This is a genomic window from Rubellimicrobium mesophilum DSM 19309 (genome assembly GCF_000600335.2).
Taxonomy (GTDB): domain Bacteria; phylum Pseudomonadota; class Alphaproteobacteria; order Rhodobacterales; family Rhodobacteraceae; genus Rubellimicrobium; species Rubellimicrobium mesophilum.
On record NZ_KK088618.1, the window covers coordinates 1 to 17,723 of the forward strand.

A 17,723-nucleotide genomic window follows, 5' to 3' on the forward strand; every position below is an offset into this window, starting at 1 on the left:
GGGGGGGGCGGGACAAGCCCCGCCGGCCCGGAGTCTCATGCGGACATGGACCTCACCCCTCTCGAAGAGCGCATCGCCCATCTCCTCCGCGCGGTCGATGATCTTTCGGATGTCGTCGCCCGTCAGGAACGGCAGATCGCCGTTCTGAGCCACCGGGTCGAGATGCTGATGGCGCGGGAGGCTGAGAGAGAGGCCGAAGCCCTCCGCGACGCGCCGGTTGCCCGTCCGCCGCATTGGTGACAGGCAGGCGGTGGCCAGGTCGGCGATCCGGGCCCGGAGTCCCGGCGCGCCTTGATTCGTATGGTCCATGATGGTCCTTGAGCGTTCTGCTGGGACCAGCATGGCAGACAGAAGTTAAAAGAACGTTAGGGGAACAAGGTTTCTTTGCGGCGTCCGCGCCATGACGGCCTAGACCTCCTCGACCTCCACCACCCCCACGACCGACCGCAGCGCGCGGCGGACCTGAGGGGTGACGGGCCAGCCGTCGCCGACCTCGATCTCGACCTCGCCGGGCAGCGACGGGTGCATGAGAAGGAGCGTCACCGGACCGCCCCTGGTGCGCTTCGCGGCGGCGCGGGCGTCGGCGAGGATCTTTGCCACCGAGGTGATCGCCTCCTCGGCCTCCACGAAGACCCGCAGGCCCGCCGCTGCGCTCAGTACCGCATCGTCGATGGGCGTCACGGTGCGGCCCGTCAGTCGAAGCTGGTCGCCCTCAGATGTGGCCTCGACCTGAATGACCACGCGGGCGCCGGGCTCGAGGTGCGGGCGGCCCGCCTCCAGGGCCTCGCTGAACAGGGTCACCTCGAACTGCCCCGTGGGGTCGGACATCGAGACGAAGGCGAAGCGGTTGCCCCGGGCGCTCTTCCTCTCCTGCCGGGAGGCGACGGTGCCAGCGATCTTGGCGATGTGCGGCCCATCCTGCACGCGCAGCGCGACCTCGTCGTAGGTCGAGACCCCCTGCCGCTTGAGCGTGCCCATGTAGTCGTCGAGCGGGTGGCCGGTGAGGTAGAAGCCCACGGCCTTGAACTCCTCGGCCAGACGTTCGGGCGCGTCCCAGTCGGGCGTGCCGGGCAGGCGCGGCTCCGGCAGGTCGGCGCCCGCCTCGCCGAAGAGGCTCACCTGGGAGGAGACCTTCTGCTCGTGCACCGCGGCCGAGTAGGCGACCAGCGCGTCGAGCGATTCGAGGACGCGCCGACGGTTGCGGTCGAGCTCGTCGAAGGCCCCGGCGCGGGCCAGCATCTCGAGCGGCCGCTTGCCGACCTTCTTGAGGTCCACGCGACGGGCCATGTCGAAGACCGTGGCAAAGGGCCGGCCCCCGCGCCCTTCCACGATCAGCTTCATGGCCTCGACGCCCACGTTCTTGAGCGCGCCGAGACCATAGACGAGCCTTCCGTCCTCGACCGAGAACACGGCCTGCGAGCGGTTCACGCAGGGGGGAACCGTCGGGATCTGGAGGTGCTTCCTGACCTCCTGGAAATAAACCGCAAGCTTGTCCGTGAGATGCAGGTCGCAGTTCATCACGCCTGCCATGAACTCGACGGGGTGGTTCGCCTTGAGCCAGGCGGTCTGGTAGCTCACCAGGGCGTAGGCGGCGGCGTGGGACTTGTTGAAGCCGTAGTTGGCGAACTTCTCCAAGAGGTCGAAGACCTCGCCGGCCTTCTTGTCGGACACGCCGTTGGCAGTCGCGCCCTTGATGAACTTGGGCCGCTCCTTGGCCATCTCCTCGGGGATCTTCTTCCCCATGGCGCGGCGCAGCAGGTCGGCGCCGCCGAGCGAGTAGCCCGCCATGACCTGCGCGATCTGCATCACCTGCTCCTGGTAGACGATGATGCCCCTGCGTCTCCTTCAGGATGTGGTCGATGGTGGGGTGGAGCGGCTCCAGCTCCCGCGTGCCGTTCTTGACCTCGCAATAGGTCGGGATGTTCTCCATCGGGCCGGGGCGGTAGAGCGCCACGAGGGCCACGATGTCCTCGATGCAGGTGGGTTTCATGCGCTTGAGCGCATCCATCATGCCGGTGGATTCCACTTGGAACACGGCGACGGTGCGGGCGCGGGAGAAGAGGTCGTAGCTGGACTTGTCGTCGAGCGGGATGGCAAGGATGTCGTTCTCGGTCCCCGGCGCGGGGTCGTAGAGCTGCGTCCCGTCTGCCGCGACGTGAAGGTCCCGTGTCTGGCGGATCAGCTTGACCGCGTTCTCGATCATGGTGAGCGTCTTGAGGCCCAGGAAGTCGAACTTCACGAGGCCCGCCTGCTCCACCCACTTCATGTTGAACTGGGTCGCCGGCATATCGTCAGTGCCCGGGGCGCGGTAGAGCGGCACCAGCTCGTCCAGCGGCCGGTCGCCGATCACCACGCCCGCCGCGTGGGTCGAGGCGTTCCGCAAGAGCCCCTCGAGCTGCTCGGCGTATTCCATGCAGCGCTTGACCACCTCAGCGGCGCGCATCTCCTCGCGCAGGCGGGGCTCGTCGGCGAGGGCCTTGGTGACGGACACGGGCTTGACGCCCTCCATCGGGATCATCTTGGAGAGCCGGTCCACCTGCCCGTAGGGCATCTGCAGCACGCGCCCCACGTCGCGCACCGCCGCCTTGGAGAGCATCGCGCCGAAGGTGATGATCTGGCCCACCTTGTCCGCGCCATACTTGCCCTGGACGTAGCGGATGACCTCCTCGCGCCGGTCCATGCAGAAGTCGATGTCGAAGTCAGGCATCGACACCCGCTCCGGGTTCAGGAACCGCTCGAAGAGCAGCGAGTAACGCAATGGATCGAGGTCGGTAATCGTCAGCGCGTAGGCGACCAGCGAGCCCGCGCCCGAGCCCCGTCCCGGCCCGACGGGGATGCCCTGCGACTTGGCCCACTTGATGAAGTCGGACACGATCAGGAAATAGCCGGGGAAGCCCATCTGCTCGATGATGCCGACCTCGAAGGCGAGCCGCTTCTCATACTCCTCCACGGGTGCGGCGTGGGGGATGACCCTGAGGCGGGCGGCGAGCCCCTCCTGCGCCTGACGGCGCAGCTCCTCAACCTCGTTGTCGGCGAAGCGGGGCAGGATCGGCTTGCGCTTGGGGACCTTGAAGGCGCAGCGGCGCGCGATCTCGACGGTGTTTTCCAGAGCCTCTGGGAGGTCGGCGAAGAGCGTCGCCATCTCCTTCTGCGACTTGAAGTAATGCTGGGGCGTCAGACGCCGGCGGGGCCCGGACTGGTCGACATAGGCGCCCTCGGCGATGGCGAGGAGCGCGTCATGCGCCTCGTAGAGCTTCTCGTCGGGGAAGTAGACGTCGTTCGTCGCCACAAGCGGCAGGGCAAGCGCGTAGGCGAGCTCGATGGTCGGTCGCTCGGAGAGCCGCTCCGCCTCCGGCAGCCCGCCGTCGATGGGGTGGCGCTGGAGTTCCACGTAAAGACGGTTCGGGTAGATCGCGGCCATGCGGCGGAGGAACTCCTCGCCCTTGGCGCGCTGGTTCTGCCGCAGGAGACGCCCGAGGGGCCCGTCCGGCCCGCCGGTCAGGCAGATCAGCCCGGAAGAGTGCCGCTCCAGGTCGTCGAGCGTCACCTGGGGCATCCCGTCGCCGTTGGCGTCCGACAGGTAGGCGCAGGAGGAGAGCTTCATGAGGTTCATCCACCCCGCCTCGGACTGGGCGAGGAGGACGACGGGCGCGGGCTTGTACGGCTGGCGTCCCGGCTCGGGTGGCAGGTAGCAGAGGTCCATCTGGGCGCCGACGATGGGCTGGACGCCCATCTTGGAGGCGTAGTCCGAGAATTCCAGCGCCGCGAACATGGCGTTGGTGTCGGTCAGCGCCACCGCCGGCATCCCCGCCTCGGCGGCGAGCTTGGGGAGCTTCTTGACCGGGACGGCACCCTCGAGGAGCGAGTGCTCGGAATGGACGCGGAGGTGGATGAAGGTCGGGCTGGCCATGTCGTCAGACTAGGCCAGACCCCGGCCGAGTCGGAAGGGCCGATGGGCTGGACGCGGCGGAAGCCCGGTCAGGCGTGCTCGGCCGACCCCGGCGCGGGCCGCATGGCCAGCCCGCCCGCGACCGCCGCGAGGACGGCCATCACGGTCAGCGCGCCCACGTCCTCCCAGCCCGGCCGCGTGACCATCAGCGCCAGCACCGTGAACTGGATGACCTGGCCGAGCCGCGCGATCCGCATGGCCCCGCGCCCGCAGGCCAGGGCCTGCTCCGGGTCGTCGTCCCGCTCCCAGACCAGCGTCGCCCATTCGAGCCTGGGACCCACGACGCCCGCGCCCAGCGCGAAGACGGCCGTCACGCCCAGAAGCGACAGGACGATCCAGGCTTCCCAGCCGTAGCCCCCGCCCCAGGCGAGGCCGAGGCCCGTCGCGAGCACGATCAGCCCCGAGGGCACCGACAGCGTGGGGCCGAGGATCGAGGCGCCCTTGACCACCCGGAGGACATCGCCCTCATCGTGCCAGGCCTCGGCCGCCGCGAAGAGGACCAGGAGGCCCAGGCCAGACCCGATCCAGGCGATCATGGCCCCGACATGGGCAAGCTTGAGGAGTTCGTAGAGGTCCATGTGTCGTCTCCCTTCCGGAGCAGGAACCGGCCGCTCCCGGCCCGTCCCGGCAGCCCGCCCCCCGGATCAGGAGGCGTCAGGCGTGAATCGATCCTGCCGTTTCCGCGTCGTGCTCCAGCGCCACCGCCAGGACCAGGCAGGCCACGAGACCCGCGAGAATGGCCGCCCCGCTCCAACCCGGAGCGAGGACCGTCAGAGCCATGGCCCCGGCCTGAGCCCCGAGGGAGATCCCGGCCAGGCCGAGCGCGTGCCGTCCTCGGACCAGCGCGGCGCCGCGTGGCATCTCCTGGGCCTGCCGGCACTCCGGTCCGATCACCATGGCGTCGGCCGCGAGCGCGGCCGCGGCGAGCAGGGTCGAGAGGATCAGCCAGGCCTCGGTCAGCAGCCCGCCAGCTAAGGCCAGGACCAAGCCCGAGAGCGTCGTGACGAGGATCGCGGGGCGCAGGACGCGGCGGGACAGGGCGGCGGTCTCGGGCAGGGCACGCATGGCCGCGTCGTCGTCGCGCCGGGCGGCCGCGAGGATCAGGCCGAGAACGGCTGCCGAGGCTGCCCAGACGATGGCACCGATGATGTGCAGGAGGGCAAGGGCGAGAAGAAAGGTCATGGCGGTCGGTCCGGAAATGCGTCGATCAATGCTGAGAGGCTATCCGCTGCGTCACGCTCGGTGGGATACCGGTTTTCCCTACCTCTCGCTGTTCCGACGGGAACACGCCCGCGCCCCACGACGACGCCCCTGCCGAAGGGTCGGCGGGGCGTCGGACCTTGCGCGGAGCCGGTGGGGGTCAGGCGGCCTGGGCCACCGCCGGCGCGGGGGCGCCGCGCAGGTAGGCGAACCCGCCCAGCGCCAGGATCAGCGCCGGCACGAGGAGCAGCGGGTCGGTCCAGCCGGGCTTGAGGACCATCAGCGCGATGATCGCGAACTGCCCGCCGAGGTCGAGCTTCACGAGCCGCAGCACCCGCCGGCCCATGCCGATGCAGAGCGCGGCTTCCCCCGTGTCCTCCCAGATGCGGACGGTCCGCTCGCAGGTCGGGCCCAGGACCATGGCGCCGAGGAGGAAGGTGCAGGCGACGATGGCGGCCGCCAGGACGGTCCAGGCCGCGAAGCCGTAGCCGCCCAGCCAGGCCAGCACGAGACCCAGCAGGATGACCAGCATCCCGAGCGGGGCGAAGACCTTGTTCCCGAGGAGACCGACATAGGACACGCCCGTCAGCGTCGCCCTGTCGTCGCCCCGGCGGTCGAGGATCACCACGAGCAGGGTCAGGATCGCGGCGCCGCCGACCCAGAGGATGGCGCCCACGACATGCACGAATTTCAGGAGCAGATAGAGTTCCATGGAGAATGTCCTGCTGGAAAGGAAGGCTTGAAAACTGGCGATGTCGTAGCCCCGCCCGCCTCCGAGCCGGTAGTCCGGATTTCCTGACCCGGCGTCGGAAGGAACGCTCTCCCCTTCACGAGGCTTGCCAAAGGCCTGTCTTGGGGCTTTCATCGCCCTTGCGCACGGTCTACGCCGCATCGACCGCGCGACCAGGGCCATTCGGGTAAGGCGGCGGGCTTTCACATGCAGATCGAGTTTCTCCTCAACGGGGAGACGGTCCGGGCCGAGGGCACGCCCACGCGCACGCTCCTCGACTGGCTGCGCGAGGATCGGGGGCTGAGGGGGACCAAGGAAGGCTGCAACGAGGGCGACTGCGGCGCCTGCACCGTGATGGTCACGGACGAGAGGGGCGCCCGCGCCCTCAACGCCTGCATCCTCTTCCTGCCGCAACTTGCCGGGAAGGCTGTGAGGACCGTCGAGGGGATCGCCTCGCCCAGCGGCGAGCTTCACCCCGTCCAGCGCGCGATGATCGACCACCACGGGAGCCAGTGCGGCTTCTGCACGCCAGGCTTCGTGGTCTCGATGGCCGTCGCGCACCTGAACGGCGACCGCGACCACGACACGGCGCTGGCCGGGAATCTTTGCCGCTGCACCGGATACGCGCCCATCATCCGCGCGGCCAAGATGGCGGCCTCGGAACCCGTGCCCGAATGGCTCCGTGACACGCCGCCCGGCGCGGCACCCTCGGGGCAGACCGGCGTGGCGACTGCTCCGGGCGTGGGCGACCCGCCGGCTGGCGAAGGCTGGGCCGGCGAGCGGCCCGATGCGGTGGACGTGCCGCCGACCTCTGTCTCGCCGGCCCCTGCGCCGACCGCGAACGCGCCTTCGACCGGCGAGACGGTCGGCGGGGCGGTCTCCGCCGTGAACCCCGCGAGCCCCGCTGCTCCGATTGCCGTGCCTTCCGCACCCGAGTTCGGGCATGGCGCGGCCTTCCTGCCCGAGAGCGCGGATGCCCTCGCCGACTGGTATCTCCGGAACCCCGACGCCACGCTGATCGCCGGGGCCACCGACGTCGGCCTCTGGGTCACCAAGGCGCTACGGGACCTGCCCAAGGTCGCCTTCCTCAACCGCGCCCACGACCTCGCGCGCATCGAGGTCACCGGCGACCGCATCCGCTTTGGTGCCGGGGCCACGATGACCGAGGTTCTCGCTGCCGTGGAAGGCCGCTTCCCGAGCTGGGCCGCGCTGATCCGGCGCTACGGCTCCCAGCAGGTGCGGAACGCCGCGACCATCGGCGGCAACGTCGCGAACGGCAGCCCCATCGGAGACAACCCGCCCGCGCTGATCGCTCTTGGCGCCACGTTGCACCTGAGGCGCGGCGATGCCCGGCGCGAGATGCCGCTGGAGGAGTTCTTCCTCGCCTACGGCAAGCAGGACCGCCAGCCCGGCGAGTTCGTGGAGGCGGTGACGATCCCCGGGAGCGCGCCGGCCTTCCGCGTCTACAAGCTGTCGAAGCGCTTCGACCAGGACATCTCGGCCGTCTGCGGCGGGTTCGACGTTACCGTCGCGGACGGTATCGTCACGGAGGTGCGGATCGCCTTCGGCGGCATGGCGGCGATCCCGAAGCGCGCCGCGAAGGTCGAGGCGGCGCTCACCGGAAAATCTTGGTCTTCCGAGAGCATAGCCACCGCTCTTCCCGCTTTCGTCGAGGACTTCGCGCCGCTCAGCGACATGCGCGCCAGCGCCCGCTACCGCCTCGAATCCGCCGGAGGGATGCTCATGCGCTACTTCGCCGAGACGACCGGCGCCGAGACCGACATCCGGAGGGTCGCGCCATGACCGTGGGCCTGCGCGAGACGCACGACTCCGCCCTGCTGCACGTCACCGGGCAGGCGCGCTACGTGGACGACATCCCAGCGCCCGAGGGCTGCCTGCACCTCGCCTTCGGGCTCTCCGGCATCGCCAAGGGGCGGCTTGCATCGCTCGACCTCGCCGCCGTGCGCGCCGCGCCGGGAGTGGTGGACGTGCTGACGGCCGGGGACCTCGCCCGCCCCGCCGACACCTCGCCCTCGGCGCATGACGAACCTCTGCTCTGCGACAGCCTGATCCATTTCGAGGGCCAGCCGCTCTTCCTCGTGGTCGCCACCAGCCACCTCGCCGCCCGCAAGGCCACCCGCCTCGCCAAGGTCGAGGTCGAGGCGGAGACGCCGATCCTCACGCTCGACGGCGCCCTCGCGGCCGACAGCCGCTTCGAGGAAGGTCCCCGCGTCTGGACCAAGGGCGACGCCTCGTCCGCGCTTGCTTCCGCGCCGAACCGCCTCTCGGGGCGTTTCGAGATCGGCGGGCAGGAGCACTTCTACCTCGAGGGTCAGGCCTCGCTCGCCATCCCCGGCGAGGGCAGATGGAGGTCCACTCCTCCACCCAGCACCCGTCCGAGATCCAGCACAAGGTCGCGGATGCCCTCGGCCTCGCCATGCACGACGTGCGCGTCGTCGTGCGCCGGATGGGCGGCGGCTTCGGCGGCAAGGAGAGCCAGGGCAATGCGCTGGCCATCGCCTGCGCCATCGCGGCCGAGCGGACCGGGCGCCCCTGCCGGATGCGCTACGACCGCGACGACGACATGGTCGTCACCGGCAAGCGCCACGACTTCCACATCGACTACGAGGTGGGCTTCGACGCAGAGGGGCGCCTCCTTGCCATCGACGTGACCCAGCTCGCCCGCTGCGGCTGGTCCCTGGACCTGAGCCTCGCCGTGGCGGACCGGGCGATGCTCCACGCCGACAACGCCTATCTCATCCCGCACATGAGGATCACCTCGCATCGCTTGAAGACGAATACGCAATCCGCGACGGCGTTCCGGGGCTTCGGCGGCCCGCAGGGGATGATCGGCATGGAGCGGATCGTCGAGCAGGTCGCGCGGCACCTCGGGAAAGACCCTGTCGAGGTCCGCCGCCTCAACTTCTACGCACCACCCGGGGCGGCGAAGTCCGGCGCCGGCAGCGGCCATCGCTTCGGCGGCGCGCATTCGCCCCAGTCGCCCGAGCCCGACAACGCCACGCCCTACGGCATGGAAGTCACCGACTTCATCCTCCACGAGATGACCGAGGACCTGCTCCGCTCCTCCGACTTCGCCGCTCGACGCGAGGCGATCCAGGCGTGGAACGCCAGCAACCCGATCCTGAAGAAGGGCCTCGCCTACGCGCCCGTGAAGTTCGGCATCTCCTTCACGCTGACCCACCTCAACCAGGCGGGCGCCTTGGTGCACATCTACCGCGACGGCTCGGTCATGCTGAACCACGGCGGGACCGAGATGGGCCAGGGCCTCCACCGCAAGGTGACGCAGGTCGCCGCGACCGCCTTCGGCGTTCCGCTGACCCGCGTGCGGATCACCGCGACCGACACCGCGCGCGTGCCGAACACCTCCGCCACCGCCGCCTCGTCGGGCGCGGATCTCAATGGCATGGCGACCAAGGCTGCCTGCGACACGATCCGCGACCGCATGGCCGGGCACCTCGCCGGTCTGCACCAGACCACGTCCGACCGGGTGGAGTTCGGCGACGGCATGGTCTCGGTGGGCGGGGAGCGCATGACCTGGGACGCTGCTGTCGAGTCCTGCTACCTCGGCCGCGTCTCCCTCACCTCGACGGGCTTCTACGCCACCCCCGACCTCGAATGGGACCGCATCCGGGGCAAGGGCCGGCCCTTCTTCTACTTCTCCTACGGCTGCGCCGTGACCGAGGTGGCGATCGACACGCTGACGGGCGAGAACCGCATCCTGCGCGTGGACATCCTCCACGATTGCGGCAACTCGCTGAACCCCGCGCTCGACATCGGCCAGATCGAGGGAGGCTACGTCCAGGGCGCCGGGTGGCTCACGACCGAGGAGCTGGTCTGGGACGACAAGGGGCGGCTTAGGACCCACGCGCCCTCCACCTACAAGATCCCCGCCGTGAGCGACCGCCCGGCCGTGTTCAACGTCCGCCTCTGGGACCAGCCGAATCGGGTGTCGACGATCTACAACTCCAAGGCCGTGGGCGAGCCGCCGCTGATGCTCGGCATATCGGCCTTCCTCGCCCTCCAGGACGCCTGCGCGGCCTGCGGCCCGAACTGGCCCGACCTCCACGCCCCAGCGACGCCGGAGCGGGTGCTCGCGGCGGTCCATGAGGCACGCGGCGCATGAGCCTCGATCTCCCCGCCCTTCGCGAAGCCGTCGCCCGGCACGGGGCGGTGGTCCGCATCCTCGTCTTGTCGGTCGCTGGCTCCGTCCCGCGGGACGCGGGGACGTCGATGATCGTCTGGAAGGACGGCGAGGAGGGCACCATCGGCGGTGGAGAGCTCGAGAATCAGGCGGTGCGCGAGGCGCGGGCAATGCTGGGCCAGCCGGCTCGGCTGGTCCTCCGATCCGTCCCCCTGGGGCCCGCGCTGGGCCAGTGCTGCGGCGGTTCCGTCACGCTCGTTCTAGAACGGATCGACGCGACCAGCCTTCCAGGATCGCTCCCCTTCTCTCGCCCCCTCCCCGGGACGACGTCCCCTCGTCCGACCGCCGACCTCCGTCCCGGCGCGCCGCCTCTCCTGCGAGATGGCTGGCTGATCGAGGCCGCGCCGGAGCCCGGCCGCCCGCTATGGGTCTGGGGTGCGGGCCATGTCGGACGCGCGATCGTCGACGTCCTCGCCCCCTGGCCGGGCGTGGCGATCACGTGGATCGACCTCGGACCCGACCGATTCCCGGGCAGCGCGCCACCGGGCGTCACCCTCCTGCCGGCAGCCGAGCCCCCAGCCTTGGTCCGCTACGCGCCCCGGGACGCCGATCACCTGATCGTCACTCGCTCGCACGAGCTCGACCTCCAGCTCTGCCATGCCCTCCTCCTCCATGGCTTCGCGAGCCTTGGACTCATCGGCTCGGCCACGAAATACGCCCGATTCCGCAGCCGCTTGACCGCGCTCGGCCATACCCCTGCCCAAATCGCGCGCATTGCCTGTCCAATAGGCGAACCAGCCCTGGGCAAGCACCCCCAAGCCATTGCCGTGGGCGTCGCCGCCGCGCTAATCAAGTCCGCAACGAGCGGTCAACGCCAGGAGAGGGACGCCATCGGATGAAGGACGTGCTGCTGGCGATCCGGGGGCTGACCAAGACATATCCGGGCGTGGTCGCCAACAGCGACGTGTCCTTCGACGTCAAGGCCGGCTCGGTCCACGCGCTTCTGGGCGAGAACGGCGCCGGCAAGTCCACCCTGGTCAAGACGATCTACGGCCTCGTGCGCCCCGACGCGGGGAGCATGACCCTCGCGGGCCAGCCCTATGCGCCGGCCGAGCCGCGCGCCGCCCGTGCCGCTGGCGTGGCGATGGTGTTCCAGCACTTCTCGCTCTTCGACGCGCTGTCGGTGGCCGAGAACATCGCGCTCGGCATGGAGGGCCCGCCGCCCATGCGCGATCTCGCGGCGCGGATCACGCAGGTATCCCGCGACTATGGCCTTCCTCTCGACCCGCATCGCACCGTGGGCGACCTCTCGGCCGGGGAACGCCAGCGGGTCGAGATCATCCGCTGCCTCCTCCAGTCCCCCCGCCTCCTCATCATGGACGAGCCGACATCCGTGCTCACGCCTCAGGAGGTGGAGATCCTTTTCCGGACGCTGCGCAGGCTGCGCGAGGAGGGGTTGGCAATCCTCTACATCTCCCACAAGCTCGAGGAGATCCGGGCCCTCTGCGAGGAGGCGACGATCCTGCGGCTGGGCAAGGTCGTGGCGACCTGCGACCCCCGCGCGACCTCGGCCCGCCAGATGGCCGAGATGATGGTGGGCGGCACTCTCCGCATCCCGACCCGCGCGCCCTCGCCCGGAGGCGAGACGGCGCTGGAGGTGCAGGGCCTCTCCGCCTCGTCGCCCCGCCTCCACGGGACCTCCCTCAAGGGCGTGACCTTCTCGGTGAGCAAGGGCGAGGTCCTGGGGATCGGCGGCGTCGCGGGGAACGGGCAGGACGAGCTTCTCCTCGCCCTCTCGGGCGAGATGCGGGTGGCGCCCGGCATGGTCCGCCTCAAGGGCGAGCCCATCGGCCGCTGCCGTCCCTCCGATCGCCGGGCCCGTGGCCTTCTCTGCGCGCCGGAGGAACGGAACGGCCATGCCTCCGCCCCCGACATGAGCCTGATCGAGAACGCCTTCCTGACCGGCAAGGTCCGCGAGGGCCTCGCTCGCAACGGCTTCGTGAGCTGGGCGGGCGCCCGGGACTTCGCCGAGCGCATCATCAAGGATTTCGACGTCCGCACGCCGGGCCCGCAGGTCGCCGCCCGCGCGCTTTCGGGCGGCAACCTCCAGAAGTTCGTGATCGGACGCGAGATCCTCCAGCGGCCCGAGGTCCTCGTCGTCAACCAGCCCACATGGGGCGTGGACGCCGCCGCCGCCGCCGCGATCCGGCAGGCACTCCTCGACCTCGCCGCGAACGGCGCGGCGGTCGTCGTGGTGAGCCAGGACCTCGACGAGCTCATGGAGATCTCCGACCGCTTCGCCGCGCTGAACGAAGGCCGGCTCTCGGCCGCGCGTCCCGCCAGGGGCCTCACGGTCGAGGAGATCGGCCTCATGCTCGGCGGCGCGCACGGCATGGAGGTGGCGCATGTCCACTGAGCGACCGAACCCCGACCGGAGGCGCCCCGCATGATCGTCCTCGAGAAGCGCGCTCGCCCTCCCGCGCCTGGGGCCTCACCACGCCCATCCTCGCGGTGCTCGCCACCATGGTCGCGGGCGGCCTGCTCTTCGCTGCCCTGGGCAAGGATCCGTTCGTCGCCATCCGCACGATCTTCTGGGACCCGCTCTTCGGCGACTTCGCGAGCTACACGCGCCCGCAGCTCCTCATCAAGGCCGGGCCGCTGATCCTGATCGCGACGGGGCTGAGCTTCGGCTTCCGCGCCGGCATCTGGAACATCGGGGCCGAGGGCCAATACGTCCTGGGCGCGATCACAGGGGCCGCCGTGGGCCTCGCCGTCTACCCCTCCGAATCGCGCCTGATCTTCCCGCTCATGGTCGTCGCCGGGGCGCTCGGCGGCTTCGCCTGGGCCATGATCCCGGCGCTCCTCAAGGTCAGGTTCGGCACCAACGAGATCCTGGTCTCGCTGATGCTGGTCTACGTCGCCACGAACCTCCTGGCCTGGGCCGCGCTGGGGCCACTCCAGAACCCCGAGGGGAGGGGCTTCCCGGGCTCCCGCAACCTGTCGCAATGGTCCGCCTCCGCGAACCCGGAGCTGATCGCCGGCACCGGGATGCACTGGGGCGTGGTGACGGCCTTCGCGGCGGTGATCGCGGCCTATGTCCTCCTTGCGCGCCACAGCTTCGGCTTCAACGTCCGCCTCGCCGGGCAGGCCCCGCGCGCCGCGGCCTTCGCGGGCGTGAACCCCTCGCGGCTCGTCGTCGCCTGCATGGGCCTCTCGGGTGCGCTGGCCGGGGTCGCCGGACTGTTCGAGGTCACGGGCCCGGCCGGACAGATCAGCATCGACTTCAACGTGGGCTACGGCTTCACCGCGATCATCGTGGCCTTCCTCGGCCGGCTCCACCCCATCGGCATCCTCCTCGCGGGGCTGCTGATGGCGCTCACCTACATCGGCGGCGAGATCGCGCAGACGCAGCTCGGCCTGCCCGCCGCCGCGATCCAGATGTTCCAGGGGATGCTCCTGTTCTTCCTCCTCGCCATGGACCTCCTCGTCCAGTTCCGCCTGCGCTGGAAGGCCCGCGCCATCGAGGTCCCCAGGACCGTCATCCCGCAGGCGAGTCCCGCCGGAGAGGCCCGCTGATGGACCCGATCCTCCTCCTCGCCTCCCTGATGGTGGCGTCCACCCCCATCCTCCTCGCCTCCCTGGGCGAGCTGGTGGTGGAGCGGTCCGGCGTCCTGAACCTCGGCGTCGAAGGCATGATGATCACCGGAGCCATTACCGGCTTCGCGGCCGGGGTCGCGACCAACTCGGCGCTGCTCGGCTTCGTCGGCGCAGCGGCGGGGGGTGCGGCGCTGTCGCTCCTGTTCGCCGTCCTCGTGCTCTGGCTGCGGTCGAACCAGGTCGCGACGGGCCTCGCGCTCACACTCTTCGGCCTGGGCGTCGCCGCCCTAGTGGGCCAGTCCTACAACGGCATCCGGGCCCCCGCGATGCCGGATTTCCGCATTCCGTTGCTGGCCGACATCCCGGTCCTGGGCCCGATCCTCTTCCGGCACGACCTCGTGGTCTACCTGGGCCTCGCGCTCGTCGCGGGCGTGTGGTGGTTCCTGAACCGGTCCCGGGCGGGACTGACCCTGCGCGCCGTGGGCGAGAACCACGACGCCGCCCATGCGCTCGGCTACAAGGTCCTGCGGCTGAGGCTCCTCGCCATCCTCTTCGGCGGGGCCTGCGCGGGGCTCGGGGGAGCCTACCTGTCCCTGGTGCGCGTCCCCCAGTGGACCGAGGGCGTGACTGCCGGCGCGGGCTGGATCGCCCTCGCCATCGTGGTCTTCGCCTCGTGGCGGCCCCTGCGCCTCCTCCTGGGCGCCTGGCTCTTCGGGGGCATCTCCTACCTGCAGCTCAACCTGCAGGCAGCCGACGTCAGGCTCGGGTTCAGCCTGTTCGGGTCCCGGTGGGAGCTGCCGGCCGACCTCCAGACGCTGCTGTTCGCGTCGGCCCCCTACCTCGTCACGATCCTCGTGCTCGTGCTGATCTCCTCGGGCAAGGGCCGGGCGGCGCTTGCCGCTCCGGGCTCGCTCGGGCAACCCTTCCACGCCTCGCGTTAAGGGCGGGAATGCAATCCAACCAGGGAGTTACCACATGAACCTGAACAGACGGACCCTCCTGGCCTCCGGCGCCACCGCGGCGACGCTGGCCACCCTGGGCCTGCCGGTGCGCGCCCAGGAAGGGCCGCTCAAGGTGGGCTTCATCTATGTCGGACCCGTGGGCGACGGCGGCTGGACCTTCCAGCACGACCAGGCCCGGCAGGAGGCGCAGGCCCAGTTCGGCGATGCCATCGAGACGATCTACCAGGAGTCGGTCCCCGAGGGAGCCGACGCCGAGCGGGCCATCACCCAGATGATCCTGGGCGGTGCCAAGCTGATCTTCACGACGTCGTTCGGCTACATGGACGCGACCGTGAACGTCGCCGCCAAGTTCCCCGACGTGAAGTTCGAGCATGCGACCGGCTACAAGACCGCCCCGAACCTCGCCACCTACGACGCCCGTTTCTACGAGGGGCGCGCGGTCTGCGGCACCATCGCCGGCCGCATGACCAAGACCAACAAGATCGGCTACATCGGCTCCTACCCGATCCCGGAGAACATCCAGGGCATCAACTCGGCCTTCATCCACGCGCGCAAGGTCAACCCGGACGTCGAGATGGTGGTGATCTGGGCCTACACCTGGTTCGACCCCGCCAAGGAGGCCGACGCCGCCAAGGCCATGATCGAGCAGGGCGTGGACGTGATCCTGCAGCACACCGACTCCACGGCCCCGCAGGCGGCCGCGCAGGCGGCGGGCAATGTCTATACCTTCGGCCAAGCGTCCGACATGGCGGCCTTCAAGCCGACCCCGCGCATCTCCTCGATCATCGACCACTGGTCGCCCTACTACATCCAGCGAATCCAGGCGGTGCTCGACGGCACCTGGCAGAGCCAGTCCTTCTGGGGCGGCATCAAGGACGGCGTCGTGCAGATCGGCGAGATCACCGAGGCTGTCCCCGCCGAGGTCAAGGCCGAGGCGGAGGCCCTGCGCGACAAGATGGCGGCGGGCGAATACCACCCCTTCACCGGTCCGCTGAACAAGCAGGACGGCAGCCCGTGGCTCGCCGAAGGCCAGACGCCCACCGACGAGGAGCTGCACGGCATGAACTTCTACGTCGAGGGCCTGACGGGCGAGATCCCGTCCTGACCTCATCGGCCGGGGGCAGCCTCCCCCGGCCATACTCCTGCCAGGATAGGCGGCGAGGATCGGCCGGGGCCCATGCCCGGCCGGCAGGGAGGCGCCGCGTGATCCGAACCATCCTGAGGGCCATTGGCCTTCTGATGTCCCTGGTCAGCTTCATGACCGTGATGACGGCGCGGGGCCCCTCTGGCCAGCCGAGCGCCTTGGAGCGCATTCCGATCCTCATGGACGCGCTGGAGGCCAGGCTCGACGCCAGGGACGCCAGGCCCCCTGCTTCGAGGGGTTCGGCCGCACCTCCCGCTGTCACCGCGACCTCGGCCGTCGAGCCGTCGCCGGCCATGGAGGACGGGCCGGCCCAAGGCTGGCCGGCTCCGGACCTCCCCAGGGGGAGCGACAGCATCAGGGTGAACCACGGCCTGCCCTGACCGCCCGGCTTGCTCCCCGCCGCCGGGGCCTCCATGGTCCGCGCCATGAAAGACTTCCTCATCATCGGCGGCGGCATCGCCGGCGTCTCGGCGGCCGCGCGCCTCTCGGCCCTGGGCTCCGTCACCCTCCTCGAGGCCGAGGCCAGCCTCGCCCACCACGCCTCCTCCCGCTCCGCTGCGACCTTCGAGGAGACCTACGGCGCGCCGTCCACAGTGGCTCTGAACCGCGCGAGTCGGGCGGAGCTCAAGTCCCGGAGCGTCCTCTCCCCGCGCGGACTGATGATGGTGGCGCGGTCGGGGGATTCGGAGGCCTTCGAACGGGACCTCCTTGGTCTCGAGATGACCGAGCTGAGCCTCGGCGAGGCCCGCGCGAGGTTCCCGATCCTTGGCTCCGAGGTTGCGCGCGCGGCCTTCCAGCCCGACACGCTCGACCTCGACACCGACCGCCTGCTCCAGGGCTTCTTGCGCGAGGCCAAGGCCAACGGTGGCCGCGTCCACACCCGTGCCACGGTGACCGCGATCCGGCGAAGCGCGCTGGGATGGGCCGTCGAGGCCGACGAGACGCACGAGGCTCGGGTCCTCGTAAACGCCGCCGGGCCTTGGGCTGATCGGGTCGCGGCGATGGCCGGCATCCCGCCGCTGGGCCTCAGGCCCCTCCGCCGCTCCATGGCCCGCGTCCCGGCCCCATCGGACCCGTCCGGCTGGCCCATGGTGATGGGCGCGGGCGAAGCCTGGTACATGAAGCCCGATGCCGGCGCCCTTCTCGTCTCGCCGGCCGAGGAGGACGCCGTCGAGCCTCACGACGCCTGGGCCGATGAGATGGTCTTGGCCGAGGGCCTCGCGCGGTTCGAATCGCACGTCACGATGAAGGTCACCCGCCTCCTCGCCTCCTGGGCCGGGCTCAGGACCTTCGCCCCCGACCGCCAGCTCGTCCTCGGGCCCGATCCGCTCGACCATGCCTTCCTCTGGTGCGCGGGCCAGGGTGGCTATGGGTTCCAGACGAGTTGCGCGGCGAGCCGGCACCTGGCCGAGGTGGCGGGCGGCACGGCGCCCACGCTGGGCCCGGATCTTTCGGCGGCACTCTCTCCAGCGCGGTTCCGCTAGGAGCCCTGACGACCGCAGTCCCGGCCAGCCGCCCCCAGCATCCAGCAGACGCTGGGGGCGGCCCTTCCCCAGAGCGGCCCCGACATGCCTGACGGGACCATGGGACCACAATCGCCGATCCAAGTTAACAAAAGGCGATGTTATACTTGCCAAACCCAACCTGATGCACTAGATTGAATGGCAAGGGCGTTGTTGCATAACTCGGTCTGAGGCCGAGCTTGGCCCTTTCCCCTTCGGTTCAGACGGCGCGCACGATCTCCGCCCTGCCCAGGGCTGAAAAGCGGTTCATCAGGGCGATGCGGGTGTGGATCTCGGCGGCTTGGCGGTCGGGGTCGCGTGAGGCGATGCGGTCCCCAAAGGCTTTGAGGCGGAGCATCTGGGCTTCGATCCGACTTCGGGCGTGATAGCCCGTCAGCCGTTTCCAGAAGGCCCGGCCGAAGTGCCTGGTTGTTCGCAGGTTCTCGTTCCTGGATCGGGCGGCGGGACCATCCTCTT

Annotated in this window: 11 protein-coding genes and 4 pseudogenes; 10 read left to right on the forward strand and 5 right to left on the reverse strand. The window is 70.1% G+C overall.

Features of this window, described 5'->3' with window-relative positions; genetic code table 11:
• The first annotated feature begins 45 nt into the window (after positions 1 to 45).
• Positions 46 to 240: a SlyX family protein gene (locus tag RUMESO_RS24640; RefSeq protein ID WP_082484468.1), complete on the forward strand. Its 195-nt coding sequence runs from the start codon at positions 46 to 48 to the stop codon at positions 238 to 240.
• A gap of 168 nt (positions 241 to 408) precedes the next feature.
• On the opposite strand, the pseudogene dnaE reads toward RUMESO_RS24640, so the two are convergent.
• The 4 genes and pseudogenes from dnaE to RUMESO_RS21030 all read right to left on the reverse strand — a co-directional run bounded on the left by dnaE (position 409) and on the right by RUMESO_RS21030 (position 5,861).
• A pseudogene (dnaE, locus tag RUMESO_RS21015) lies at positions 409 to 3,910 on the reverse strand (DNA polymerase III subunit alpha).
• A 68-nt stretch (positions 3,911 to 3,978) separates the two neighbouring features.
• Entirely contained in the window at positions 3,979 to 4,527 is a 549-nt protein-coding gene (locus tag RUMESO_RS21020) for a DUF2269 family protein (protein WP_037283368.1), read from the reverse strand.
• A 76-nt stretch (positions 4,528 to 4,603) separates the two neighbouring features.
• Entirely contained in the window at positions 4,604 to 5,131 is a 528-nt protein-coding gene (locus RUMESO_RS21025; RefSeq protein WP_037283378.1) for a DUF2269 family protein, read from the reverse strand.
• A 178-nt stretch (positions 5,132 to 5,309) separates the two neighbouring features.
• Entirely contained in the window at positions 5,310 to 5,861 is a 552-nt protein-coding gene (locus tag RUMESO_RS21030; protein WP_037283385.1) for a DUF2269 family protein, read from the reverse strand.
• Positions 5,862 to 6,086: 225 nt separating this feature from the next.
• Here RUMESO_RS21030 and xdhA point away from each other — a divergent pair, with 225 nt between their 5' ends.
• The 9 genes and pseudogenes from xdhA (at position 6,087) to RUMESO_RS21075 (ending at position 17,228) form a co-directional block, all read left to right on the forward strand.
• Positions 6,087 to 7,682, forward strand: a complete 1,596-nt coding sequence (xdhA, locus tag RUMESO_RS21035) for a xanthine dehydrogenase small subunit (RefSeq protein WP_037283388.1) — start codon at positions 6,087 to 6,089, stop codon at positions 7,680 to 7,682.
• Positions 7,679 to 10,023: pseudogene (gene xdhB, locus RUMESO_RS21040) on the forward strand (xanthine dehydrogenase molybdopterin binding subunit). Before xdhA ends, xdhB begins: the two are co-directional and overlap by 4 nt.
• The gene (gene xdhC / locus RUMESO_RS21045; RefSeq protein WP_037283392.1) at positions 10,020 to 10,940 is read left to right on the forward strand and encodes a xanthine dehydrogenase accessory protein XdhC; all 921 of its coding nucleotides are present in this window, start codon (positions 10,020 to 10,022) and stop codon (positions 10,938 to 10,940) included. The pseudogene xdhB and the gene xdhC overlap by 4 nt, the downstream one beginning before the upstream one ends.
• Complete coding sequence (locus RUMESO_RS21050; RefSeq protein WP_037283396.1) at positions 10,937 to 12,457, forward strand: ABC transporter ATP-binding protein; 1,521 nt, start codon at positions 10,937 to 10,939, stop codon at positions 12,455 to 12,457. The genes xdhC and RUMESO_RS21050 overlap by 4 nt, the downstream gene beginning before the upstream one ends.
• A gap of 30 nt (positions 12,458 to 12,487) precedes the next feature.
• A pseudogene (locus RUMESO_RS21055) lies at positions 12,488 to 13,617 on the forward strand (ABC transporter permease).
• Positions 13,617 to 14,579: an ABC transporter permease gene (locus RUMESO_RS21060; protein ID WP_037283400.1), complete on the forward strand. Its 963-nt coding sequence runs from the start codon at positions 13,617 to 13,619 to the stop codon at positions 14,577 to 14,579. Before RUMESO_RS21055 ends, RUMESO_RS21060 begins: the two are co-directional and overlap by 1 nt.
• Positions 14,580 to 14,619: 40 nt before the next feature.
• Positions 14,620 to 15,705 carry a BMP family ABC transporter substrate-binding protein gene (locus tag RUMESO_RS21065; RefSeq protein ID WP_037283406.1) on the forward strand — a complete coding sequence of 362 codons (1,086 nt, stop codon included), beginning with the start codon at positions 14,620 to 14,622 and terminating at the stop codon, positions 15,703 to 15,705.
• Between the two features lie 98 nt (positions 15,706 to 15,803).
• Positions 15,804 to 16,124: a hypothetical protein gene (locus RUMESO_RS21070; protein WP_037283402.1), complete on the forward strand. Its 321-nt coding sequence runs from the start codon at positions 15,804 to 15,806 to the stop codon at positions 16,122 to 16,124.
• A gap of 45 nt (positions 16,125 to 16,169) precedes the next feature.
• Positions 16,170 to 17,228, forward strand: a complete 1,059-nt coding sequence (locus RUMESO_RS21075; protein ID WP_037283408.1) for an NAD(P)/FAD-dependent oxidoreductase — start codon at positions 16,170 to 16,172, stop codon at positions 17,226 to 17,228.
• Between the two features lie 238 nt (positions 17,229 to 17,466).
• On the opposite strand, the pseudogene RUMESO_RS21080 reads toward RUMESO_RS21075, so the two are convergent.
• Positions 17,467 to 17,723 (reverse strand): annotated as a pseudogene (locus tag RUMESO_RS21080) (IS5/IS1182 family transposase); the annotation flags it as partial.